Here is a 24555-nt window from a genome sequence, read left to right as displayed (position 1 = left end):
TTCAAGAAGTGGGGAGTTCTGCCCATCGCGGAACGCTCGTTCACCTCGTACGCTCGGAGTACGCACAGAGAGCGGAAGAGATTTCGGGCCTGAACCGGTCCGAGTCAACACTTCAGCCGGCGGCTGAGCCGCGTCGCAATGGTCGTTCTGACCGCGGCGCGACACTGGGGGAGCTCGCCGTCGGCTGGAGATTCTTTGCCGGGGCGGTTCCGGGAACCGTTCGGCAAGATCAGCGCAGTTGGCGCAATGGGGCGCCGCTACTGGATGACGCTGGTGAGGCGGGCGACGTTGTCGAGCGCGCGGGTCAGGATGGGCCGCTGCCGCCACTCGTCGAGGGTCAGCTCGAAGCTGCGCTGCCTGTAGCCGTTCTCGACTTCGCGCATCCGGTTCACGAACTCTTCGCCGTGCACCATGAGCATGAGCTCTGCGTTGAGGGTGAACGAGCGCATGTCCATGTTGCTGGAGCCGATGAGGGTGACGGAGTCGTCGAAGGTGATGTGCTTCGAGTGCAGGATGTAGGGGCGCCGGTACAGCATGATCCTGACGCCGGCGCGGAGGAGCGCCTCGTAGTAGGAGCGCTGGGCGTGGAAGACGAAGAACTGGTCGGCGATCTCGCCCACGAAGAGTTCGACGCTGACGCCTCGCTGCACGGCCGTCGTGATGGCGTACATGAGTGAATCGTCTGGCACGAAGTAGGGGCTGACGATGACGATGCGCTCCCGCGCTGCATAGAGCAGCTGGTTGAAGAGGCGCAGGTTGTTCTCGTTCTCGTAGCCGGGGCCGCTTGGGACGAGCTGGCAGGGGAACACGTCGTGCTGGTCGCCGGATTCGATCTCGGCTTCCGCCTCGTCGGGTTCCGGGGTGACCGGGTCGTTCTCGAAGACGTCGGTGAGGAGCTCTTCTGTCTCGGCGTACCAGTCGGAGATGAAGACGGCGTTGACGCCGGTGACCATGGGCCCCTCCATGCGGAGCATGAGGTCTTTCCACTTGAGGTCGTCGCCGCCCGGCTTGGGGCCGCGGTGGTAGTCGCGGGAGATGAGGTTCTGTGAGCCGAGGTAGGCCGTGCGGCCGTCCACGACGAGCAGCTTGCGATGGTTGCGCAGGTCGACGCGCTGCATGCCGCCCTGCCACGGGTAGAGCGAGAGCATCCGGTGCCAGTCGGCGCCGATCTGGGTGAGGCGGTGCTTCATCTTCTTGTAGCCGCGGTAGCGCATCGAGCCGACATGGTCGAAGAGGACGCGGACGGTCACGCCGCGCTGCACGGCGCGTTCGAGCGCGTCGAAGAACGGGGCGGTGGCGTCGTCGTGGCTCATGGCGTAGAAGAGCACGTTGACGTAGCTCTCGGCCTCGTCGATCTCGTCGGCCATTCGACGGATGGCCCGGTTGTAGGTGCCGTGCAGCTCGAGACGGTTGCCGTCGGCGAGGGGGATCGCGGTGAGGTGCTCGCCGAGCTTGGTGACCTGGGCGAACCACGAGGGGCTCGTGATGACCTGCTCGGCCGGGGCGATCTGGTCGGTGGCGTCGCGGATGATGCCGTCGACCTGAGCCTGCATGCGTCGGCGGCGAGTTGGCAGCTGGTTCGTGCCGAACAGGAAGAAGAGGACGACGCCGAGGTAGGGGATGAGGATGATCGTGATGATCCAGGCGAGCGCCGTCGTGGGTCGCCGGTTTCGGGGGATCACGACGACCGACGTGACGATGATGAGCACGTAGACCGTGGCGACCGCGCCGAGCCAGAACCCGGTGAGGCCGAATTCCGGGTACCAGGGCATGAGCGCGCCGATGGCCGTGCTCGGATCGAGCGCGGCCATCGGCGCCCCCGGGGGCACTAGCGGCGGTTGACGAACTGGAGGTCGACGTCGACGTCGGCGCCCTTGAGCAGCGCCATCGTCGCCTGCAGATCGTCACGGCTCTTCGACGAGACACGGAGCTCGTCGCCCTGGATCTGCGCCTTCACGCTCTTGGGGCCTTCGTCGCGGATGAGCTTCGTGAGCTTCTTCGCGCTCGGCTGGTCGATGCCCTCCTTCAGGGAGGCTTCGATGCGGTACTCCTTGCCGGAGGCGTACGGCTCACCGACGTCGAGCGTCTTCAGCGAGAAGCCGCGCTTGATGAACTTGGTCTGCAGGACATCGAGCACCGCCTTCACGCGCTCTTCGCTGGAGGCCTTGAGGAGGAGCTTCTCGCCAGACCAATCGACCGAGGCGCCGACGCCCTTGAAGTCATAGCGCGTCTCGAGCTCCTTCTGCGCTTGGTTGACGGCGTTGTCCGCCTCCATCTTGTCGACCTTGTTAACGACATCAAACGAGGAATCTGCCATGCCCACCATGGTAGCGAGGACCGCCGACAATCTCGTGAGCGGGGGTGCGTCCGCGTCGTTTCGACAAACCGGGTGGAAGTCGGTAGTCTCTAGCCTGCACGTTTGCGCTTCGCGCTGTGCACTGGCGAGTTACCCAAGCGGCCAAAGGGATCTGACTGTAAATCAGACTGCTCAGCATTCGGGGGTTCGAATCCCTCACTCGCCACGAACGCCATGACGCGAGACATCCACCAGATGTCTCGCGTCATTGCTATCTGGGCCTGATCAGGCGGACGTCCCGGACGCCATCACGCCTGCGCCTCCATCACGCCAGCGTGCCAGGCGTCGAGGAGGCGCGCGACCGTGCGCGTCTGCTCCCACGGCATGGCGCGTGACTCGAGGCGACCGTCCCTCAGCGCGCGCGACACCGCATCCGCCTCGGCCGCGAACGGGTGCACCTGCGCCACCTCGATGCGACGCCTCTGCCCCTCGTGGATGTGGCTGAGCACGTTCGGCGACAGGTCGCGGTCGCCGAAGGCGTTCTCGAGAGTGATCCAGCCGCCATCTCCGACGATGTCGGCGCGCTTCGTGAGCTGGGTGTCGATGGAGCACTCGACGAAGGCGGTGAAGCCGTCCGCCTCGACGCTGGCGGAGGAGTGGACGTCGACTCCAGCCTCGATGCGTCCGTCCGGGTGCGCGAGGTGCAGCTCCGGAAGCGCGATGCCGGCCGAGGCCGCGGCGCTGACGGCGAAGGAGACAGGGTAGCCGCCGACATCGAAGATCGCTCCGCCCGCGAGCTGCGGGTCGAACAGGCGTCCGTCCCTGCTGCCGGCCGCGAAGCCGAACTGGGCGTGCACGTGCAGGGGCGCGGCGACCTGGCCCCACTTGAGGCGACGGTCGACGGCACGGGCAAGCGGACTGAAGCGGTGCTTGTAGGCCTCCACGGCGGGCAGGCCGGCGCGTTCGGCAGCCTCGAGGACCAGCTCCGTCTCGGCGGCGCTCGGGGCCAGAGGCTTCTCGCACAGCACTGCCTTCCCGGCCTCGAGCGCTGCGATCGCGAGCTCCGCGTGCGTCGTGTGCACGGTGGCGACGTAGACGGCGTCGATGTCATCGCGCGCCAGGATCTCGGCGTAGGTCCCGGAGACCGCTGCCCCGTAACGGGCGGCGAAGGCCGATGCCCGTTCGGCGTCGCGGCTGGCGACCGCTCGCAGCTCGCCATGTTCGGAGCTCGGCAGCCACGTCGCGAACGACTCCGCGATCGCACCCGGCCCGAGGATGGCCCACCTGATCTTCTGCATGACGCGAACCTACCCGAGCGGTCCGTCGAGCATCCACTGGTGGTTCTCGTGGGTGCTCTGCGAGGAGCCGCCCTCGTCGACGCTGGCCGGGAGCACGCCGATCCTGCACCTGGGCGTCACCCGCACAGACGCTGATCGTTCACCCGCGAGGATCAACCGCGGCGATGGCCAGGCCAGAATTGGCGCACAGCTTTCGACGAGGACCGGAGAAGACCGTGACCGCACCGAAGCAAGACAGGGACCCCGTCAGCAGCTACCGCCCCCGGCTCGTGCCCTGGGCCCTAGGCATCGCCATCGGCGTCGCGATCGGGATCGTGATCTCCGTCATCCTGGCGATGAGCCCGGCCTTCACGGTCGCGTTCATGATGACGGGCATCGCTCTGGGCGTCGGCTTCGCGATCGCCCTGCAGGCCGCCTTCGACGACATGGCGAGCAAGAAGAAGTAGCAGTCACACCGTCGCGGCGAGTGCCAGCGTCGCGAGGGGCACGATGATCGCGACCCCCACGAGTCCGAGCGCGACGAAGCGCAACCACGAGATCGTCACGCCCAGTGACACGAGACGCTCGTGCCAGAGCAGCGTCGCGAGCGAGGCCCACGGCGTGACGAGCGGTCCGAGGTTGACGCCGATGAGCAACGCGACCAATCGGGCGGGGCTGTCGGCGACGGGTTCGAGGGCGAGGTAGGCGGGCAGGTTGTTGATGCCGTTGGCGCTCGCGGCGCCGATCGCCGCCAGCTGCAGGAGGCTGAGCGGGTCGTCGCCACGTCCCGAGACGGCGGCGAGCAGCTCGCTCAGCCCGTGCGCGTGGGCGGCCTCGACGAGCACGAACAGCGACCCGGCGATGCCGAGCGCCTGCCAGGGCACGAGGCCGAAGCGCAGCGCATCCCGCCGACGCGCGGCGAACGCGCCGACGAGCAGGAGCGCGGCGGCGCCCGCCGGAACCGCCACTTCGACGCCGGAGACCAGCAGTGGCAGCAGCAGGGCAGTGACGACCGACGAGAAGATCAGCAGCGGCCGGTCCGGGATGCTCGTGGGCGTCGGCATGCGGTACCGACGGTCGAGCTGGCGGCGGAAGACGAACGACAGGATGGCGGCGCTCGCGACCACGCCCACGAGCGCCGGTGCCCACGTCAGCGCGAGGAACTGGAGCGGCCCGCCCTCGAACGACCGAGCCGCGAGCAGGCTCGTGAGGTTCGAGACGGGCAGGAAGAGGGACGCGGTGTTCGCGAGCCAGACGGTCGCGAGCGCGAACGGGATGGGTGAGACGCCGACGTGCACGGCGAGCAGCACGACCACCGGGGTGACGAGCACGGCGGTCGTGTCGAGAGAGAGGAAGGCGGTGCTCACGACAGCGAGCAGGAGCACGAGCATCCACAGCAACCACAGGCGGCCCCGGCCGAGCTTCGCGAGCCGGTCGGCGAGCGCCGAGAAGACGCCGGCCTCGCTCGCCAGCTCCGCGACGATCGTGATGCCCACGACGAACGCCAGCACGGGTATCACCCGCTCGCCCAGCTCCAGCAGCTCGGGAGCTGGCAGCACACCGGTGGCCGCGACGACGACCGCCGCGACGACGAGCACGGCGGTGGCGATGAGTGGGGCGACGCGGGACGCGGGGGACTCGGCCATGGCTGAGCAAGTTTAGGCCCGCGATACGGCCCCGATGTCGGTGCTCGCTCGTAGGATTCGAGCATGAGCGCGAACGATGACGTTGCGAGCCGCGAGGCGGCCGTCGTCGTGAGCGCGCTGCACGTCAGACGCGGCGGCAAGGCGGTGTTCGACGGGCTGGACCTCTCGATTCCCCGCGGGCAGATCAGCGGTCTCCTCGGGCCATCCGGATGTGGGAAGACGACCCTCATGCGCGCCATCGTCGGCGTGCAGAAGACGGCGGGTGGCACCGTGACGGTGCTCGGCGAGCCCGCCGGATCGCGGCAGCTCCGCTCCCGCGTCTCCTACGCGACGCAGGCCGCATCCGTCTACGACGACCTGACCGTGGCGCAGAACCTCAGCTACTTCGCGAGCGTGCTCGGAAGCAGGCGGGCTGACCTCGGCGCGCTCATCGACCGCGTCGGGCTCACCGGGCAGGCCAGGCAGAAGGTCGAGTCGCTGAGCGGCGGGCAGAAGAACCGCGTCTCCCTCGCGGTGGCGATGCTCGGGGACCCGGAGGTGCTCGTGCTCGACGAACCCACCGTCGGCCTCGACCCCGTGCTGCGCCAGGACCTGTGGGCGCTGTTCCGCTCACTCGCCGACGATGGCGCGACCCTGTTCGTCAGCAGCCACGTCATGGATGAGGCCATGCGCTGCGACCGCCTCATCCTGATGCGGGATGGCCACCTCATCGCCGACACCACCCCGCCGGAGCTCCTCCGTGAGACAGGCGCCAGCGACGCGGATGCGGCTTTCCTCGCCCTCATCGAACGCGGCGATACGCGACACGGGCGGCACGCGGGATCCGCAGAAGGGGGCGCATCGTGAGCCCCCGGCGCACGCTCGCCACGGCCGGGCGCGTGCTCAGGCAGCTCCGCCACGACCCGCGCTCCATCGCGCTCATGGTCGTCGCCCCGAGCCTGCTCGTCGGCCTCTTCGCCTGGCTGTTCTCCGAGCAGGACGGTGTGTTCCAGCGGCTGGGCCCGGCGATCCTGGCGTTGTTCCCGTTCATCATCATGTTCCTCATCACGAGCATCACGACCCTCAGGGAACGCCGCTCGGGCACGCTCGAGCGGCTCATGACGACGCCGCTCGCGAAGGGCGACTTCATCGTCGGCTACGCGCTCGCGTTCGCCGTCGCCGCGGTGGCGCAGGCCATCGTCACCGTGGCGTTCGCCGTAGTCGTGTGCGGCCTGAGCGTGGAGGGCCCGCTGTGGCAGCTTGGCCTCGGCGCGGTCGCGGATGCGCTGCTCGGCACCGCGCTGGGGCTGCTCGCGAGCGCGTTCGCGCGCACCGAGTTCCAGGCAGTGCAGTTCATGCCCGTGCTCGTCATCCCGCAGATCCTGCTCGGCGGCATCCTCATGCCCCGCGACCAGATGCCGGACGCGCTGCAGGCGATCTCCGACTGGCTGCCACTGAGCTACGGCATCGACGCCATCAACGCCGTCACGGCGGGGAGCTCGGCATGGGACCTGTGGGCGCCCGTCCTCGTCATCTTCGCGTTCGCGGTCGGCGCGCTCATCCTGGGCTCGCTCACCCTTCGCCGTCGAACCGGGTAGACGCTACTTGGCGGCGACGCTGTCGAGATGCTCGCGGAGCGCGATGATGATGTCGTCGCGCGTCGTGTTGCGGGCGTGGGCGAGCTCCTCGATGAGCCAGTCGAGCGTCATGTAGTTGGCGTGCAGCAGGTTCGACAGCTCGATGTTGACCTTCACCTGGTTGGGGCCGCCGTCAGCCGGCAGCTCCGCATCCGGGTCGCCGTCGGAGTCCAGCCCCTGCCCCTGCTCGACCTGCACGACGAAGGCACCGACTTCGACGAGTCGCTCATAGGCGAGCGCCGCGGCATCTGGCGACACCTCCGTGACGGAGACGGCGTCGAGCAGCACGTGCGCTGCCTCTCGGCTGGTAGCTGGAGTGGACATGCAACGAGGATAAGCGCGCACTTCGAACAGACAGTCAGGGTCCATCCATGCAAGGCACAATCGGGGACATGAGCAGTAAACCCACAGCGAAGGCCCGCCCCGCTCCAGACGCGCCTGTCGTGGTCATCGGGGACGCCATCGTCACGGAACTGCAGGAGACGGAGGCGCGTGGGGGACTCACCCGCCGCAGCTACGTGAGCGGCTCAGCCCTCAACGTCACCATGGCGCTCGCGCGCCTGGGGGTGCCCGTCGCCCTCATCGCGAGCATCGGCGACGACCCGGACGGGCTCCGCATCCGCGACCACCTGCGGAAGCGGGGCATCCAGTTCGCGCCGTCGGTGTCGCTCGCGGGCACCGGGCGGGCCCTCGGCGAACCAGCCGACGGGGAGCCCCTGTACACGTTCGACGACGCGGCCCGGGCCCGCCGCATCCGCTTCGACGACGAGCAGGTGGCGCTCATCCGCGCGGCGCCGTTCGTCGCGATCTCCGGCTTCGCGTTCGACGACAAGAAGCAGCACAGGCGGCTCCTCGAGGCCGTGATCCGCCCGCAGGAGCGTCTGCTCCTCGACCCGAACCCGCGCCTGGGGCTCGTCGAGGACCCAGGCGCGTTCCTCGACAACTTCGAGCGGCACGTGTCCAGCGCCCTGTTCGCACACCTGTCCGACAACGACGCCGACCTGCTCTTCGAAGCGCCCCTCGACGAGGCGACCAGCGACATGCTCGACCTCGGCGCCACCCACGTGCTCGCCACGGAGGGCACGCGCGGCGGGCGCTGGGTCAACCGGGCCGGCATCGATGTGGCCGAGCCGATCGTCGAGCTGCCAGGTGAGATCGTCGACACGATGGGGGCCGGCGACGCGGTCTTCGCGACCGCGGTCGCCTCCATCGCGCAAGGTGGGGTACCGCACGAGGCGGCGGATGCGCGCCGAGTGCTGCAGCGAGCGATGACCGTCGCGGCCGCCACGGTGCGGGTCACGGGCAGCTTCCTCGCCGCGGACGACGACCTGCCGCCCGCCGCCGACGCGTAGGCCGCGACCTCCCGGCGGTCTCGGGATGGAGAAGTCGCTTCGTGCTGGGGAACTTCCCGCAGCGAAGTGATTTGCCCATCCCGAAACCGTGGGCCGGTGGGGCAACTACTCCGACGCGGCCGCTGACGCCGGGCCCGAAGCCGAGCTCGACGCAGGCGCCACTGCCGCCGCCGCGCGCTCGCGCTTCTGCTTGCGCTGCACGGAGACGCCCGCGACGATCGAGATGCCAGCGATGATGAAGCTCGTCGTGACCTCGATGAGGCGCGTCTCGCCCGCGAAGAACATGTAGATGAGCAGCGCGGAGAGCGCGACGATGACCACCCAGGTGAGCCACGGGAAGCCCCACATGCGGATGGCGCCCTTGGTGATCGCGTTCGGGTCCTCGCCGGCGGCGACGGCGTCTTCCGCGAGGATGCGGCGCGAGCGCAGCTGGGAGACGGCGATGACGATCCACACGAAGATCGCGACAGCGCCCGTCGAGTTCACGAGGAACGAGAACACGTACTCGGGGGTCGTGTAGTTGAGCACGACCGAGAGCAGGCCGACGACGGCGGATGCGAGGATCGCGACGTACGGGGTGCCGCGCTTCGAGACCTTGCGGAACGCCTTCGGCGCCTCGCCGCGACGCGACAGCGAGAACGCCATGCGGGACGCGGTGTAGAGCGACGCGTTGAGGGTGGAGAGCAGCGCGGAGAGCACGATGATGTCCATCGCGAGGGCTGCCCAACCGATTCCGGCGGCGTTCAGCATCGTGACGAACGGGCTCACGCCTGCCGTGATCTGGTCCCAGGGCAGCACGATGAGGACCACGAGGATGGAGCCGATGTAGAAGAGCAGGATGCGCCACACGACCGAGTTCACGGCCTTGCGCACCGCCTGGGCTGGCTGCTCGGACTCGCCGGCCGCGATGGTGGCGACCTCGGCGCCGAACATGGAGAAGATGACGGGGAGGAGCGCGGCGAGGATGCCAGCGACGCCGAACGGGGCGAAGCCGCCGTCGGCCGGCGCGAGGTTCCCGAACGTGGCCGTGTTGTTCGGGATGACGTGCGCGATGAGGAGCGCGCCGACGATGATGAAGATGATGATGGAGACGATCTTGATCGACGCGAACCAGAACTCGAACTCGCCGAACGACTTCACGCTGATGAGGTTCGCGATGAGGAACACGAGGGTGATGATGAGCGCCGGGATCCACTGGGGAACCTCAGGCAGCCAGCCGCTGATGATGACGGCGGCGGCCGTGGCCTCGATGCCCACGACGACCACCCAGAACCACCAGTAGAGCCAGCCGATGGAGAGGCCGGCCCACGGCCCGATGAATCGCGTCGCGTAGGCCGAGAACGATCCGGTCTCGGGGGAGATGGAGGCCATCTCGCCGAGCATCCGCATGACGAGCACGACGACGACGCCCGCGAGGGCGTAGGCGAGGATGACGGCGGGGCCGGCCGCGAGGATCGCGGTGCTGGAGGCGACGAGGAGGCCCGCGCCGATGACACCGCCGAGGGCGATCATCGACAGGTGGCGCGGCTTGAGCGTGTTGGCGAGGGCCTCGCCCTGCTCGACGGCCGGGCCGCGGCGCGACTGGTGGCCACGCTCGCTCAGGTCGCGGCCCTTCTCGGTGAAGACGGCCTCGGTGTGGGGTGCTGCGGCACCCTCTGGAATCTGGCCGTCAGCGCGTGGGGACGTCATGGATCACGTTTCTCCTGGTGAAGGGAACCCCGGGCGTCGCGCGTTCGCTGAAGAGTCAGCACATGAGGGAGGAGCGCGCTGGGCGCCTCGAGGTCGGTACTGAGCAAGGGTAGGGGGCGTCACACGTCCCGTTCACCTTGTGTTCATAAGTGACGTGGGTGATCCCGTCAGCTCGCCGGGGAATCGCCTGGCAGGGTCTCGGGGTCGCTGGGTTCGACGCTGCCGCGTGCGTCCCGTTCCGCGGTCGTCTGCGCTTCGGTGGCGCCGCCGATGTCGACCGTGAACCAGCGGATCGTGACGCCGCAGATGGGGCCGATGAGCAGGGCGAACGCGACGGTGCCGATGCCGACGTCGCCGCCGAGCATCCACCCGATGGCGAGCACGATGACCTCGAGGCTCGTGCGCACGATCCAGATGCGCCAGCCGGTGACGCGGTGCAGGCCCGTCATGAGCCCGTCGCGCGGCCCCGGCCCGAAGAGCGCGCCGATGTAGAGGCCCGTCGCGAGCCCGAGGGTGAGGATGCCCCCGGCCAGCAGGAGGATGCGCCACCAGAGATCGAGGCCCTCGGGGATGAGCCAGAGCCCCAGGTCGGCGCAGGGCCCGACGAAGAGCGCATTGAAGAGCGTCCCGAACCCCGGCCGCTGCCGGAGGGGGATCCAGATGAGGAGCACGACGACGCTGATGAGCACCGTGATGAGCCCGAAGGGCAGCCCCGACTGCACCTGGATGCCGAGCGTCAGCACATCCCACGGGGAGACGCCGAGCTCACCCCGCACGATCATCGCGATGGCGAGGCCGTAGAGGACGATGCCGATGACGAGCTGCGTGGCGCGACGGGGCAGGCGGACGATGGAGCGCATCCGCTTATCTAAGCCCCTCGCGCGCGGCGGCATCGCGGTCCACTCGGGAACAGTGGATGGGTGCGGGCGCCGGGCTGGCGGGCTTAGCTGACGGAGCGCACCGTGGAGCGGATCTCCTCGGCGGACGCGAGGAACTTCTCGAGCTCGCTCGGCGACATGGGGGTGTCGAGGATGCGCTCGACGCCGTTGGCGCCCACGATCACGGGGGTCGAGATGGCGACGTCGTCGATGCCCCACTGCCCCTGCAGCAGCGTGGAGACGGGCATGATGGCGTGCTCGTCGTTGACGATGGCCTCGGCGATGCGGGCGCCGGACAGGCCGATCGCGTAGTTCGTGGCGCCCTTGCCCTCGATGACCTTGTACGCGGCCGTCCGCACATCGTGGGTGATGCTCTCGAGGGTGTCCTCGGTGAAGGGGCGTTCGCCGTCGCGCTCCCAGTCGAGGATGGGGATGGGGCCGATCGTGGCCTGCGACCACAGCGCGAACTCGCTGTCACCGTGCTCGCCGACGATGGTGGCGTGCACGCTCGTGGGCGCGAGACCGCCCGCGAGCTTCGCGATGATCCAGCGCAGGCGGGAGGTGTCGAGCACCGTTCCCGACGAGATGACCCGGCCGGGCGGCAGGCCGGAGATGCGCTGGGCGACGACCGTGAGCACGTCGCACGGGTTCGTGACGAGCACGAACACGGCGTTGGGTGCGAGCTCCACGAGCTGCGGCATGAGCGACTCGAGGATGCCGACGTTCACGCCGACCAGGTCGAGGCGCGTCTGCCCGGGCTTCTGCTTGGCGCCCGCCGTGATGATGACGACGTCGGCTCCCGCGACGGTCGTGATGTCGCTGGAGCCGGTCATGACGCTCGAACCCGTGAACTGGGTGCCGTGCGCGAGGTCGAGCACCTCCGCTTCGACCTTCTTCGTGTCGATGTCGTAGAGGGTGATCTCGCGGGCGACGCCACGGATGAGGCACGCGTACGCAAGCGAGGTGCCGACGCTGCCAGCCCCCACGATCGCGACCTTCGACTGCTTCTGCACGGGCATGGTGCTTCCTTTCGGGAAGATCAGCAACCCTCTGATCGTATGGGCGCTGGCCTGATCGCTGCGGCGTGTCGCGGCGCGGCTCGGGTTGCGCTGAAGGTGCGCTGGTTACGCTCGTTCGCATGCGCATCCCGTCGGAATCAAGTGAAGGATCACGGCACGACGGCGCGACTCCTCCACCGAGCGGATCGGCTGGCGGTGCCAGTTCGAAGGATGGTGGCGGCGCGGTCGGCCGCGGTGGCCCCGACCGACGCGCGCGCGGACTCGAGGAGGTCGACGCCAGGCGGGTGCAGCGCGCAGATTTCGTGAAGCAGGTGCTCGCGAAGCGCGACGGTGGCGCGGATGATGGCGACGCCACTCAGGATCCCGCCGATGCGACGGCTGACGGCTCTGCGGCCGATGGCCCTGCAGCCGGCGGCAATGCCTCAGCCGATGGCGCTGCCGCCCCTCATGCTGCAGCCACCGGCGCTTCGACTCCCGGCGAGCCAGTCACCAACGCCCCCGCGGATGCGAACGCGGGCGACGTGGAGACGCCGGCAGACGTGGAGACGCCGGCGGACGGGGAGACGACCCTCGAACCCAGGGGAGCGGATGCTGTCGCTCAGCCCTCCTCGAATGAGACCGTCGCCGTCGACGACTCGATCGTGAGCGCGCTCCGTGCCGAGGGGCGAACCGCGACGGGCGATCGAGATGCTGGACGGGGTGCCGTACCGCGTCCAGACCAGACCGTCGCCGTCGACGACTCGATAGTCGCGGCGCTCCGGGCGGAAGGGCGCACGGCGACGGGGGACCGCGACACCGGTCATGCCGGCGTCGTAGCGCAGGGCCCGGCCACGGGCACCCAGCCCGGTCAGGCGACGGCTCGGCCGCCCGCCGACGCGGCCCCGCCGACCGCGGCCATGCCGGTCGTGACGCAGCTGCGGGACGTCCCCGTCTCCGAAGCGCTGCCGGCTGCGCTCGCCCTGCTCCGCGGCTGGCGCGAGCAGGTGGCCGACGCCGACGCGAAGCGGGCCGCCGCGGTCGAGGCGGCTTCGAGCACTCGAGCGAAGCGGCGAGCCGACACGACCTCCGAGCTCGACCGTGTGCTCAGCGGGTCGGACGGCGAGGTGTTCCTCCGCTCCCTCATCGACGAGGTCATCCGCCCGGACGACGCGATCGCGGCCGGCAACGGCCTCGGCGACCTCGCCCCGAAGCTTCCCGCGAGCCTCTCGACCAGCACGAAGCGCGTGTTCCAGCTCGGTGCCTTCGCCGGCCCCGGAGTCCCGTGGCTCGCGGTGCCGCTCATGCGTCGGGCGACAGCGGCGTTCTTCGGAGAGGACACCGTCCGGAACGCACCAGCCGACCTCTCGGCCGCCGTCGAACGAGCCGCGTCTCGAGGGGCCGTCTCCCGCATCCGCCTGCTCGGCGATGAGGTGCTCGGCGAGCGCGCCTCGAACGCGCGCCTCGAGACCTACACGCAGCTCCTCGCAGCCGGCCAGATTCGCGAGCTCGAACTTCGTGTCGTCGACATCGAAGCGCAGCCAGCCCTCTGGGACTTCGACGGAACGCTCGAGCGCGTCGTCTTCAAGCTCTCCGCACTCGGCCGGGCGGCTCTCACCGCGCCGACGCCTCCGCTGCTCATGCTGCGAGCTCAGTCGTCGACCGATCTCGAGCTGACCGTGCAGGCGTTCATGCGCGCCTTCGAGCAGGAGGAGCTGCGCGGCCTGCACGTGGGCATCTCCCTGCCCGCCCAGTTCCCCGAGACGCCCGGCCTGCTCCGCCGCATCGGTGGATGGGCGCACATGCGCCGCGAGGACCTCGGCTCCGACATCACGGTCGCCATCACGCGAGACGCGAACCACGACCTCGAGCGCGCCGACGCCGTCATCAACGGCTGGCGCCTCGCAACCTACGCGTCGGACGCCGACGTCGACGCCAACTTCGCGCGCCTCCTCGACGAGGCGCTCGCGATCGACCACGTCGCAGCGTTCCGGGTCGAGGTCGAAGCGGACGCGCGCCGCGACGTGGCACTCGCCGCCGCGATCGCGAACGCTCGAGGGCTGCCGAAACCGGTCAGGGTCGTCGTTCCTCGCTCGGCAGACGACGCGACCCTCGCTCGCATCCGCTCGGCCGGTGTCGAACTCGTCGAGCGCACCCCCGTCGTCGACGGAACCACGCAGCGCCACGCGGCCAGCTACCTGCAGCACCGGGTCGACGTGCGGGCCAGGCAGCTCGGCGCGGAGCCGGCCGACGCAGCATCCGCGACCGCCGCCGTCACGGCCGGTGCGGGTGCCGACGCCGTGCATCCCGATGACGAGCGACTCCTCAGCGCGACTGCCCGGATGCGGCAGATCGACTCAGGCCCGAACCGCGAACAGGACCGCGTGCTCGCCGACGACGCCGCCACCGTGACGGCGAGCATCCAGCTCGAGCTGTTCCCAGACGGCCTCTTCGAGGACGAGGAGCCCGCGGCCGAACGGCCGGCGCGCGTGAAGAAGCTGAAGCCGGCCTCGAAGCCCGTCATCGACGACGACGAAGAAGTCACCGAGAACCCGGCCGACACGGGCCCCAGCCCTCGCCTCACCGAAGTCGTGCTCGGGCTGAAGCGCGGCCGACTGCTGCGCAACACGTTCCGCAACTCGCCCGGCACCGACCCGTCGCTTGCCAGCAACCGCGACTGGCTCCTCTCCATCCAGCGTCGAGTGCCTCGCAGCGAGCTCGGCATCGACGAGGTCGAGCGGCACCTGCTGCACGAGCCTGGCGACGTGGATGCGCTGCTCTCGCGCGCAGAGCGCGCAGCCGAACCCTGGGCCCAGAAGCCGGGCTGGGAGCGGGCAGCCGTGCTCGAGAAGGTGGCGAAGGCGCTCGAAGCGAACCGAGCGCGTCTCATCGAGGTGGCCGTCTCAGAGACGGGGACCCCACTCCCCGACGTCGATGCCGACGTGAGCCGCTGCATCGACCTCGCCAACTACTACGCGCACCTCGCCCGCCAGCTCGACCGCATGCAGGGCGCCGACTTCGAACCCGTCGCCGTGACCGTCGTCACGCCGTCCTGGGTGCCCGCCGTCGCAGGCAGCGCGGGGCACACGGCGCAGGCGCTCGCGGCCGGCAGCGCGGTTGTCCTGAAGCCATCGCCTCGCACGCGCCGCACGGCGGCCGTCTTCGCCGAGGTGCTGTGGGATGCGGACATCCCACGCGACCTTGTACAGCTCGCGATCTGCGACGAGAGCCTCCTCTCGGACGAGCAGCTCGGACAGATGCTCATCACCGACGACCGCGTGCAGCGGGTGCTGCTCAGCGGCAACTGGGAGACGGCGCGCTCGTTCCTGCGCTGGCGCCCCGACCTGCCGCTCATCGCGGCGACAAGCGGCAAGAACTCCATGATCATCACGCCGAGCGCCGACCTCGACCGGGCCGCCCTCGATGTCGCGCGCAGCGCGTTCCTCAGCGCGGGGCAGCGGCCCGGCCACGCCGGCACGGTCATCCTCGTCGGCTCCGTGGCCCGCTCGAAGCGCTTCCATGAGCAGCTCGCCGACGCCGTCGCGTCGCTGCGCATCGGCTACCCGAGCGACCCCGGCGCCGTCGTCGGGCCCCTCGTCTCCCCGCCCGACTCGCAGCTGCGCTTCGCGCTCACGTCCCTCGGCGAGGGCGAATCGTGGCTCGTCGAGCCGCGGCAGCTCGACGACACCGGCCGACTCTGGTCGCCCGGCATCCGCGTCGGCGTCAAGCCGGGCAGCTATCAGCACGTCACCGAGTTCTTCGGCCCCGTGCTGAGCGTCATGCACACGCACACCCTGGATGAGGCCATCCGCCTGCAGAACTCGACCCAGTACGGGCTGACGGCGGGCATCCACTCGCTCGACCGCACCGAGATCGCCGAATGGCTGCGCCGGGTCGAGGCCGGCAACCTGTACGTGAACCGCGACATCCTCGGCAACACGCCCCAGCGTCAGCCGTTCGGCGGCTGGCTCCGCTCCATGGTCGGCACGGCCACCAAGTTCGGGGGCCCCAACTCGCTGCTCTCCCTCGGCGCGTGGCGCCCGAACCACGGCGAGCAGTCCCAGACCCTCCACCTGCGCGGCATCGATGAGCAGGCGACGGCGCTCATCGAGTCGGCGGCCCCGTTCATGGACTACGAGACCTTCGACCGCCTCCGCCGCGCCTCCCTCAGCGACCAGATCGCGTTCAACGAGGAGTTCGGCGAGGTCTCCGACGTCTCGAACCTGAAGTTCGAGCGCAACCTCATGCGATACATCCCGGCGCGCGCCACGGTCCGCGCGGCCGAGGACGCGACGCTCGCCGACCTCATCCGCGTCATCGTCGCCGCCCGCATCGTGCGCTCGAAGCCCGTCATCACGTCGGGCATCGAGGTGCCGGATGCGGTGCTCGCAGAGCTGCACGCGCAGGGCCTGGCCGTGCAGCGCGAGACCGACGCCGAGTTCGCCGAGCGCGCCCGCACGGGTGGCATCGAGACGCTGCGCGTGCGCCTCATCGGCGGCAGGCGGCGAGAGTTCTGCGACGCCCTCCAAGGCGACCCGGACATCTCCATCTGGTCGGACGCGGTCACGCCCGCCGGCCGCATCGAGGCGCTCCCGTTCCTCCGCGAGCAGGCGATCTCCATCACCGCGCACCGGAACGGGCACCCCGACGCGCGCATGCAGCAGCTGTTCCCGTACGAGCAGACCATCGACCCGGACGCGCCCATCACGCAGGGCCCCATCAAGTCCCGCGGGTAATGCGCTCAGGTGTCCCGCGAGCGCTGTCCAACATCAGTGCGATTTCGAGCTGAAATCGCGGTTGGAAGGTTTCAGTCGAGGATTTCGCACTGATGCTGGTCAGGCGTGGGGCGGATGTCGCAGAAGCCGCGCCGAGGCAGCGCTTCGTGTGATGAGGGCACGCCGATCTGCTGGGATGTGCCGAGCGCGTCCATCCAAGGACCGTGCGGACTTCTTGCGAGCGTGATGGGTTTTTACCCATCATCGGTCGGAGAAACCCCGCACGCGCATCCGTAGAACCCATCACAGTCGGAGAAACCCCGCACGCGGCGGCAGACCGCGCGTGGGAGGGCCGCCACGACCTCGGTCATCAAAGGACTGAGCGAGCGGATACGGGTGTCCTCCGTGCCGGTCGCCTACGATCGAACGCATGACTGTCGACGCCGACGGAACCCCCGACTCCCCGCGAACGCCTGACCCTGCGCGAGCCTTGGAGGCCTTGTCCCGCGAGCTGCCTGGCCGAGTGGTGACTGACCTGGCGGCGCTTGAGCTTCTGCGCGTCGACCGCTCCGGCGTGGTCGCGGCCGGAGTCCCGCTCGCGCTGGTCGAGGCGGAGTCGGTTGAGGATGTGCAGGCGGCGTGCCGCATCGCGAGCGAGCTCGGCGTCCCCATCGTCACGCGCGGAGCCGGCACGGGCCTCGCGGGAGGTGGGGCTGGCGGCGAGGGGGAGATCGTGCTCTCGACCCTGCGCATGAACCGGATCCTCGAGGTCTCGCCCGCCAACCAGCTTGCGGTCGTGCAGCCGGGCATCCTGAACGGCGCGCTCAACGAGCAGCTCGAGGGGCACGGCTTCTGGTGGGCGCCCGACCCGGCTTCCAAGCACATCTCGACGGTGGGCGGCAACATCGCGACGAACGCGGGTGGCCTGCTGTGCGCGAAGTACGGGGTGACGCGGGAGGCCGTGCTCGGGCTCAAGGTCGTGCTCATCGACGGCTCGGTCATCGAGGTCGGCCACCGAACGGTCAAGGGCGTCACGGGCCTCGACCTGTGCGCGCTCATGGTCGGTTCGGAGGGCACGCTCGGCGTGATCGTCGAGTGCACGCTCAAGCTGCGTCCGCTCGTGCCCGGGGTCGTGCCGACGATCGGCGCGTACTTCACCGACGTGGGGAGCGCGGCCCGTGCATCCGCCGCCGTCACCGCGTCCGGCATCCAGCCGGCCATCATGGAGCTCATGGACAGGGGCGTGCTGGCCGCCGTCTCCGCCTACACGGGTGTCGATCTCGCCTCGCACGGTGACTCGTACCTGCTGATCCAGACCGACGGCGCGAACGCGGTCGCCGAGGCCGAGGGCATCGTCGAGGTGCTGCGAGCCAACGGCGGCACGGTCTCGATGACCACGGATGCGCAGTCGGCGCTGACGCTCGTGGATGTGCGGCGCCAGGCGTATGCGGCGAAGGAGGCGCTCGGGAAGGTGCTGGTCGAGGACGTGTCCGTGCCCCGCGACCGGCTGCCAGACATGTTCGCGAAGATCGACGAGGTCGCGGCGCGCACCGGCACGACGATCGTCACGGTCGCGCACGCCGGTGACGGCAACCTGCATCCGACGTTCATCTACGACCGGGCGGAGACTGTCGTCCCGCAGGCGGTGTGGGATGCGGCCGACGAGCTCTTCACGTACGCCATCTCGATCGGCGGCACGCTCACGGGGGAGCACGGGGTCGGTCTCCTCAAGCGCCAGTGGCTGGGTGAGGAGCTCGGCGAGCGCCAGTACGAGCTGCAGCGCGGCATCAAGCGCCTCTTCGACCCGCAGGGGCTTCTCAACCCGGGCAAGGTCTTCGCCGAGTAGCCCGCGCCGCCGCGTGGTCGCGTTCCCAATTGACGGGAATTTTTGCGGGACCTCGGGCGTGCCGTCCAGGAGGATCGTCCGCGAAACAAGGGCGTCACATTCCGTCCACTAGTCTCGGGACATGGGTGACCTCTTCGACGGCTACAGCCAGGCTCTGACCAGGCAATCCCAAGCGGCGCTGTCGCCGCCATTCGACGAGATGTTCATGGGGGAGGCGCCCGAGGGCGAGCTGGATCCGCGGCGCACGTACCGAGATCTCTACGACGTCCTCTCGGGGATGACGCAGGAGCAGATCCGGCACCGCTCCGATTCGCTCGCCGACTCGTACCTCGCGCAGGGCGTCACGTTCGACTTCGCCGGCGAGGAGCGTCCGTTCCCGCTCGACGTGGTCCCCCGCGTCATCGAGCGCGCCGAGTGGCAGAAGACGGAAGCCGGCATCAAGCAGCGCGTGCGCGCGCTCGAGGCGTTCCTTGACGACGTGTACGGCGACCAGCGGGCCATCGCCGACGGCGTGATCCCGGCGAGCCTCATCGCCTCCTCGGTGCACTACCACCGCGTTGCGAAGGGCATCCGCACGGCGAACGGGGTGCGCATCCACGTCTCGGGCATCGACCTGATCCGGGATGAGCACGGCGAGATGCGCGTGCTGGAAGACAACGTGCGTGTCCCGTCGGGCGTCTCGTACGTCATCTCGAACCGCCGCGCCATGGCGCAGACGCTCCCGGAGCTCTTCTCCCGCATGCGCGTCCGCCCTGTCGGCGACTACCCGAACCGCCTGCTCGGCGCGCTGCGTGCATCCGCGCCGGACGGCATCGAGGACCCGACCGTGGTCGTCCTCACGCCCGGCGTCTACAACTCCGCGTACTTCGAGCACACGCTGCTCGCCCGCCTCATGGGCGTCGAGCTCGTCGAGGGCCGCGACCTGTTCTGCTCCGGCGGCCGCGTGTGGATGCGCACGACCGCCGGCCCCCAGCGCGTGGACGTCATCTACCGCCGTGTCGACGACGACTACCTCGACCCGCTGCAGTTCCGCCGCGACTCGATGCTCGGCTCGCCCGGCCTCATGATGGCGGCGCGGCTCGGCAACGTGACGATCGCGAACGCGGTCGGCAACGGTGTCGCCGACGACAAGCTCGTCTACACGTACATGCCCGACCTCATCCGCTACTACCTGTCGGAAGAGGCGATCCTGCCGAACGTCGACACGTGGCGTCTGGAGGAGCCGGACGCGCTCGAGGAGGTGCTCGATCGCCTCGACGAGCTCGTCGTGAAACCGGTCGACGGCTCGGGCGGCAAGGGCCTCATGATCGGCCCGAGCGCCAGCAAGCAGGAGCTCGACGAGATGCGCGTGCGCCTGCTCGCCGATCCGCGCGGCTGGATCGCGCAGCCCGTGGTGCAGCTCTCGACCATCCCGACGCTCGTGGAAGACGGGATGCGGCCGCGTCACGCCGACCTGCGCCCGTTCGCCATCAACGACGGCCACGACGTGTGGGTGCTGCCCGGCGGCCTCACCCGCGTCGCGCTGCCGGAGGGGCAGCTCGTCGTGAACTCGAGCCAGGGCGGCGGCTCCAAGGACACGTGGGTGGTCGGAGCCGAGCGCAGCTTCTCCAAGCCCCAGCCTCACGGCGTCGAGGAGCTGCTCGACGACCAGGCCGACATGTCGGAGACGCCGCACCCCGTGACGGGTGTGCTTCGCGTCATCCCGCACCGTCAGGACCACATGCCGCAGGACGCCCCCAAGCGCGGCGACCAGCAGCAGACGCAGCAGCAGACGCAGGGGCGGGCCTCCCAGGCTCAGTCGCATTCGCACGCTCAGTCAGAGCAGATCCAGCAACAGCAGCAGGCGCGCTCGGAAGCGCCCGTCGCGGCGGGACCTGCCGACACGAACCAGAAGGGAACGGACGCATGCTGAGCCGTATCGCCGAGTCGCTCTTCTGGATCGGCCGCTATGTCGAGCGGGCCGACGGCACCGCGCGCATCCTGGACGTGCACCTGCAGCTGCTGCTCGAGGACCCGTGGGTCGACGAGGCGACTGCCTGCCGCTCGCTCCTGAGCGTCATGGGCGCTGCGGATGTGCAGCCGGATGCCGAGCTGACCCGCTCTGACGTGCTGAACCTCATGGCCGTCGACCGCTCGCAGCCCGCCTCGATCGCCTACTCGGTGAACGCGGCCCGCGAGAACGCTCGCCGCGCCCGTGAGATCGTGTCGACGGAGCTGTGGGAGTGCCTCAACGCCACCTACTCGCGCATGCCGTTCAGCGTGCGCCAGGAGAAGGTGCACGACCTGTTCGCGTGGGTTCGCGAGCGTTCGGCGCTCGCGGTGGGTGTCGTCAACTCGGCGGCGAGCCGCGACGACGCGTACCAGTTCATGATGCTCGGCCGCTCGCTCGAGCGCGCCGACATGACGGCACGCCTGCTCGCGACGCGTTCGCTCACGGAGGCGTCCGGCGCTTCCTGGACGACGATCCTCCGCTCGTGCGGCGCGTATGAGTCGTACCTGCGCACCTATCACGGCATGCCCTCCGCGGCGAACGCGGCGGAGTTCCTGCTCCTCGACCGTCTCTTCCCACGGTCGATCCAGTACTCGGTGTCGACGGCGCTCTCCTGCCTCTACGACATCCAGCCCCGCCACGAGCGCGGCGGCCGCGTCGGAGTCACCGACCAGGCCCAGCGCCTGCTCGGCCAGATCTCGTCCGACCTCGAGTACCGGCCCATCCACGACACCCTGGCCGACCTGCCCCGCTACATGGATGGCGTGCAGGACGCGGTGTCTCGGGCCTCCGAGGCCATCCGCCAGCGCTACTTCCCGTCGATCACAGCCCCGAGCTGGGTGGGAGACAACTCATGAGCCGCATCCGCATCCGCCACTCCACCGGCTTCCGATACGAGGGCGACGTCACGACCTCGTACAACGAGGCCCGCATGCTGCCGATGGCCAACAACGGCCAGTTCGTGCTGTTCGGGCACCTCGATGTCACGCCGCACTCGTCGACGCACAACTACTCCGACTACTGGGGTACGAAGGTGACGGCCTTCGAGGTGCTGAACCCGCACTCGGAGCTGTCGCTGACGGCGTCGAGCCTCGTCGAGGTGCGTCAGCGTCCCGAGGCCGGGCAGCTGTCGCTGAGCTGGGATGAGCTGGCTCGCGAGCGACTCCGCAGCGTCGAGCTCGTCGAGCAGACGGCGCAGACGCGCCTCACGATGCCGCCGGAGGATGTCAAGGCGCTCGCGGCTGAGGTCAAGGGCGCGAACACCGGACCTGCATCCACGGCGATGGAGATCCTGCACCTCGTCTACGAGGCTGTCGCCTACGAGGGCGGAGTGACGGGCGTCCGCACGACGGCCGCCGAGGCGTGGGAGCACAAGCGCGGCGTCTGCCAGGACATCTCACACATCGCGCTCGGGGCGCTGCGCGCTGCCGGGATTCCCGCGATCTACGTGTCCGGCTACCTGCACCCGCGGCCGAACGCCGAGATCGGTGAGACGGTGAGCGGCGAGTCGCACGCGTGGATCGAGTACTGGGACGGCGAGTGGCGAGGCTGGGACCCGACGAACGACATCCCGATCGGCGAGCGCCACGTGCTTGTCGGCCGCGGCCGCGACTACAACGACGTGCCTCCACTGCGCGGCGTGTACGCGGGACCGTTCTCCTCGCAGCTGTTCGTGAAGGTCGACATCACGCGGGAGGCCTAGTCATGCCGGGCTCGGGCACCGGCCCGCAGGGCGGATCTGCCGGCGGTTCGCACGGCGGCTCGCAGGGTCGTGCGGATGCGCGCGGTCCGGCCGCACCGAAGCCCGACCCGACCGGTGCGCCGGCGACGTTCGTGGTCCCGACGGGTCATGGCGTGGACGTGCACGTCTACGAGTGGGCCTGCGTGTCGCCGCGCGGCGTGCTCCACCTGTCGCACGGCTCGGGTGAGCACGCGAAGCGCTACGACGCGTATGCGCGCGACCTGGTAGCCGCGGGTTACGCGGTCGTCGCGCACGACCAGCTCGGGCACGGGCAGACGGGCCTCGGCTCTCTTGGGCTCTCAGCGCTGCCGGCGACAGAGAATCGGGCCGCGCTCGAGGCGCTCGAGGACATCTCCGCCTGGGTTCGGGACCGCTACCCGCAGCTCCCGCTGATCCTGCAGGGGCACTCGTGGGGCTCGTTGCTCGCGCAGCAGCTCCTGGTGCGCGATTCGGCGTTCTTCTCGGCGTGCATCCTCACCGGCACGGCCCTCGCGTTGCCCGGTTTCACGAACCCGGGCAACCTCAACAAGCGGTTCGAGCCCGACGAGACCGGCCTCATGTGGCTGAGCCGCAACCCGGAGGCGCGGCGAGCGTTCGCCTACGACGAGCTGTGCTTCGACATCGCGAAGACGCCCGTGTGGTCCACGCGAGGCGCGTTGCAGCTCATTCACGTCCCACCCCGTGCCGCCTCGGGGACGCTCGACGACGTGCCCGTGCTGATCCTCGCCGGCTCGGAGGATTCGGTCGGTTACGGCGAGCGCGGGCCTCGTGCCCTCGCGCGGTTGTATCGGAAGCGTTCGAAGCTCAGCGACGTGACGCTCAAGATCTACCCGGAGGCGCGGCACGAGCTGCTCAACGAGCTGAACCGTGACGAGGTCATCGCCGACATCGTCGCGTGGCTGGATGCGCGCATCCCGCCGCTCTTGTAGCGGTTGCGCCGTAGAGTGCTTCCATGCACGGTGAGTACAAGGTTCCTGGCGGGAAGCTCGTCACAGTCGACCTCGAGGTGGAGGGCGGTCGGATCGTCGAGGCGCACCTCGCGGGCGATTTCTTCCTCGAGCCAGACGAGGCGCTCGACGACATCAACGGCGCGCTGAACGGGTTGCCTGCGGACGCGAGCGCGGAGGAGATCACGGCCGCGGTGCGCGATGGTCTTCGGGAGGATGCGCAGCTGCTCGGCGTCACGCCTGAGGCCGTCGGCGTGGTGGTCCGCCGGGCCGTGCTCGGTGCACGCGACTGGCGCGCGTACGACTGGCAGATCCTGCATCCGGGGCCCCTGACGCCTCGCGAGCATGTCGCTCTCGACCAGGTGCTGACCGAGGAGGTCGGCGCGGGCCGACGCCCCGCGACGCTGCGCCTGTGGGAGTGGGACGAGACGGCCGTCGTGCTCGGCTCGTTCCAGTCGGTGAAGAATGAGGTCGACCAGGAGAACCTCGACAGGTATGGGGTGCAGCTCGTGCGGCGCATCACGGGTGGCGGCGCCATGTTCATGGAGGCCGGCTCGGTGGTGACGTACTCGCTGTACGTGCCGAGCGATCTTGTGCACGGCATGTCGTTCGCGGAGTCGTACGCGTTCCTCGACTCGTGGGTGCTGGATGCGCTGCACGGCCTCGGCATCAACGCCAGGTACGAGCCGCTCAACGACATCGCGAGCCCGTCCGGCAAGATCGGCGGGGCCGCGCAGAAGCGCCTGGGTTCCGGCGCGGTGCTGCACCACGCGACCTTGAGCTACGACATCGACGGCGACCGCATGACGGAGGTGCTGCGCATCGGCCGCGAGAAGCTGAGCGACAAGGGCACGCAGTCCGCGAACAAGCGCGTGAGCCCCCTGCGGTCGCAGACGGGCATGGAGCGCTCGGCGATCATCGACCACTTCAAGACGACGTTCGTGGAGCACTATGGCGGTACGCCCGCCGAGCTGTCGGACGAGGAACTCGCGCGGGCTCGTGAGCTGGCGCAGTCGAAGTTCGCGTCGAGGGAGTGGACGCACCGGGTTCCGTAGCTTCGGACGCTGCGGTGGTCACGTGCGGTACCGTCATGCGCAGCTGATTCGCCGTGCTGGCGCGAATCAGCGTGGTCGGGTTTCGATAGGAGTTGTCCCGTATCGCGCCATGAGCAGGAGGACAAGCGCGCTCCCGGCGAGGAGCCCGTCGGCGATTCCGGCAGGGAGCATGAACATCATGAGCGTCAGCGTGATGAAGCAATTCAGGAGGGTGAGCGCGAAGCCCCACATGCGGTTCCGCAGAAGACCGATCGCGCCGAAGATGCGCAGGGCCGCGAAGACCCCGCTCATGGCCATCATCAGGTACAGGTGCTCGTCGAAGAACGGCACGATGAACGAGAAGCCGCGCTCCATGACGGATGCGTCGGCATCGACGGCGAGCAGGACGATCAGGCCGAGGAACGGGATGCCCTCCATCAGGACTCCCTGCACGAGCTGAAGGGCCGCCGCCCACTTCAGGTGCGGGCCGGTTCTGGATTCCGTGCGGCGTTCTCTCACGGGGCGAGTCTAGA

At 69.4% G+C, this 24555-nt stretch carries 20 protein-coding genes and 1 tRNA gene; 12 read left to right on the top strand and 9 right to left on the bottom strand.

The features are described 5' to 3' along the window. Nucleotides 1-257: 257 nt before the first annotated feature. Both cls and ACQFZP_RS09605 read right to left on the bottom strand, forming a co-directional pair. Nucleotides 258-1772, bottom strand: coding sequence for a cardiolipin synthase (gene cls, locus ACQFZP_RS09610; RefSeq protein ID WP_211891517.1), 1515 nt, complete (start codon nt 1770-1772; stop codon nt 258-260). A gap of 56 nt (nt 1773-1828) precedes the next feature. After that, nucleotides 1829-2317, bottom strand: coding sequence for a YajQ family cyclic di-GMP-binding protein (locus ACQFZP_RS09605; protein ID WP_104310980.1), 489 nt, complete (start codon nt 2315-2317; stop codon nt 1829-1831). 123 nt (nt 2318-2440) lie between these two features. Here ACQFZP_RS09605 and ACQFZP_RS09600 point away from each other — a divergent pair. After that, nucleotides 2441-2522 (top strand) — tRNA-Tyr (locus tag ACQFZP_RS09600). A gap of 82 nt (nt 2523-2604) precedes the next feature. Here ACQFZP_RS09600 and ACQFZP_RS09595 read toward each other — a convergent pair. Beyond that, nucleotides 2605-3594 carry a Gfo/Idh/MocA family protein gene (locus ACQFZP_RS09595; RefSeq protein ID WP_211891177.1) on the bottom strand — a complete coding sequence of 330 codons (990 nt, stop codon included), beginning with the start codon at nt 3592-3594 and terminating at the stop codon, nt 2605-2607. 215 nt (nt 3595-3809) lie between these two features. Here ACQFZP_RS09595 and ACQFZP_RS09590 point away from each other — a divergent pair, with 215 nt between their 5' ends. Further along, nucleotides 3810-4040, top strand: coding sequence for a hypothetical protein (locus ACQFZP_RS09590; RefSeq protein ID WP_179555398.1), 231 nt, complete (start codon nt 3810-3812; stop codon nt 4038-4040). 3 nt (nt 4041-4043) lie between these two features. Here ACQFZP_RS09590 and ACQFZP_RS09585 read toward each other — a convergent pair whose 3' ends face one another. Continuing rightward, a complete protein-coding gene (locus ACQFZP_RS09585; RefSeq protein ID WP_104310903.1) occupies nt 4044-5219 on the bottom strand; it encodes an SLC13 family permease in 1176 nt (391 codons plus the stop codon). Between the two features lie 63 nt (nt 5220-5282). On the opposite strand from ACQFZP_RS09585, the gene ACQFZP_RS09580 reads away from it, so the two are divergent. Further along, nucleotides 5283-6065: an ABC transporter ATP-binding protein gene (locus tag ACQFZP_RS09580; RefSeq protein ID WP_211891176.1), complete on the top strand. Its 783-nt coding sequence runs from the start codon at nt 5283-5285 to the stop codon at nt 6063-6065. After that, on the top strand, nt 6062-6796 hold the full coding sequence (locus ACQFZP_RS09575; protein ID WP_211891175.1) for an ABC transporter permease: 735 nt from the start codon (nt 6062-6064) through the stop codon (nt 6794-6796). The genes ACQFZP_RS09580 and ACQFZP_RS09575 overlap by 4 nt, the downstream gene beginning before the upstream one ends. 3 nt (nt 6797-6799) lie before the next feature. On the opposite strand, the gene ACQFZP_RS09570 is transcribed toward ACQFZP_RS09575, so the two are convergent. Next, a complete protein-coding gene (locus ACQFZP_RS09570) occupies nt 6800-7159 on the bottom strand; it encodes a hypothetical protein (protein ID WP_146080713.1) in 360 nt (119 codons plus the stop codon). 68 nt (nt 7160-7227) lie between these two features. On the opposite strand from ACQFZP_RS09570, the gene ACQFZP_RS09565 reads away from it, so the two are divergent. Then, a complete protein-coding gene (locus tag ACQFZP_RS09565; protein ID WP_211891174.1) occupies nt 7228-8187 on the top strand; it encodes a carbohydrate kinase family protein in 960 nt (319 codons plus the stop codon). Nucleotides 8188-8292: 105 nt separating this feature from the next. Here the strand turns inward: ACQFZP_RS09565 and ACQFZP_RS09560 are convergent, their stop codons facing one another. From ACQFZP_RS09560 to ACQFZP_RS09550, 3 genes are all read right to left on the bottom strand, one after another. Further along, entirely contained in the window at nt 8293-9876 is a 1584-nt protein-coding gene (locus ACQFZP_RS09560) for an amino acid permease (RefSeq protein WP_211891173.1), read from the bottom strand. 167 nt (nt 9877-10043) lie between these two features. Then, entirely contained in the window at nt 10044-10736 is a 693-nt protein-coding gene (locus tag ACQFZP_RS09555; protein WP_211891172.1) for a YczE/YyaS/YitT family protein, read from the bottom strand. An 83-nt stretch (nt 10737-10819) separates the two neighbouring features. Then, entirely contained in the window at nt 10820-11773 is a 954-nt protein-coding gene (locus ACQFZP_RS09550) for an L-lactate dehydrogenase (protein WP_104310909.1), read from the bottom strand. A gap of 119 nt (nt 11774-11892) precedes the next feature. Here ACQFZP_RS09550 and ACQFZP_RS09545 point away from each other — a divergent pair, with 119 nt between their 5' ends. The 7 genes from ACQFZP_RS09545 (at nt 11893) to ACQFZP_RS09515 (ending at nt 24043) form a co-directional block, all read left to right on the top strand. Continuing rightward, nucleotides 11893-16485, top strand: coding sequence for a proline dehydrogenase family protein (locus tag ACQFZP_RS09545; protein ID WP_211891171.1), 4593 nt, complete (start codon nt 11893-11895; stop codon nt 16483-16485). A 409-nt stretch (nt 16486-16894) separates the two neighbouring features. Beyond that, a complete protein-coding gene (locus tag ACQFZP_RS09540; RefSeq protein ID WP_211891170.1) occupies nt 16895-18310 on the top strand; it encodes an FAD-binding oxidoreductase in 1416 nt (471 codons plus the stop codon). Nucleotides 18311-18431: 121 nt separating this feature from the next. Then, nucleotides 18432-20222: a circularly permuted type 2 ATP-grasp protein gene (locus tag ACQFZP_RS09535; protein WP_104310912.1), complete on the top strand. Its 1791-nt coding sequence runs from the start codon at nt 18432-18434 to the stop codon at nt 20220-20222. Then, nucleotides 20216-21157: an alpha-E domain-containing protein gene (locus ACQFZP_RS09530; RefSeq protein WP_068478330.1), complete on the top strand. Its 942-nt coding sequence runs from the start codon at nt 20216-20218 to the stop codon at nt 21155-21157. The genes ACQFZP_RS09535 and ACQFZP_RS09530 overlap by 7 nt, the downstream gene beginning before the upstream one ends. Then, the gene (locus ACQFZP_RS09525; RefSeq protein ID WP_104254567.1) at nt 21154-22002 is read left to right on the top strand and encodes a transglutaminase family protein; all 849 of its coding nucleotides are present in this window, start codon (nt 21154-21156) and stop codon (nt 22000-22002) included. Before ACQFZP_RS09530 ends, ACQFZP_RS09525 begins: the two co-directional genes overlap by 4 nt. 2 nt (nt 22003-22004) lie before the next feature. Beyond that, a complete protein-coding gene (locus ACQFZP_RS09520) occupies nt 22005-22970 on the top strand; it encodes an alpha/beta fold hydrolase (RefSeq protein WP_211891169.1) in 966 nt (321 codons plus the stop codon). 23 nt (nt 22971-22993) lie between these two features. Then, a complete protein-coding gene (locus tag ACQFZP_RS09515; protein ID WP_211891168.1) occupies nt 22994-24043 on the top strand; it encodes a lipoyl protein ligase domain-containing protein in 1050 nt (349 codons plus the stop codon). Nucleotides 24044-24109: 66 nt separating this feature from the next. On the opposite strand, the gene ACQFZP_RS09510 is transcribed toward ACQFZP_RS09515, so the two are convergent. Continuing rightward, complete coding sequence (locus ACQFZP_RS09510) at nt 24110-24541, bottom strand: hypothetical protein (protein WP_211891167.1); 432 nt, start codon at nt 24539-24541, stop codon at nt 24110-24112. Between the last annotated feature and the right edge of the window lie 14 nt (nt 24542-24555).

It is taken from the genome of Pseudoclavibacter sp. Marseille-Q434 (assembly GCF_050315415.1).
Taxonomy (GTDB): domain Bacteria; phylum Actinomycetota; class Actinomycetes; order Actinomycetales; family Microbacteriaceae; genus Pseudoclavibacter.
This window is presented reverse-complemented; position numbering and strand designations above follow the sequence as displayed.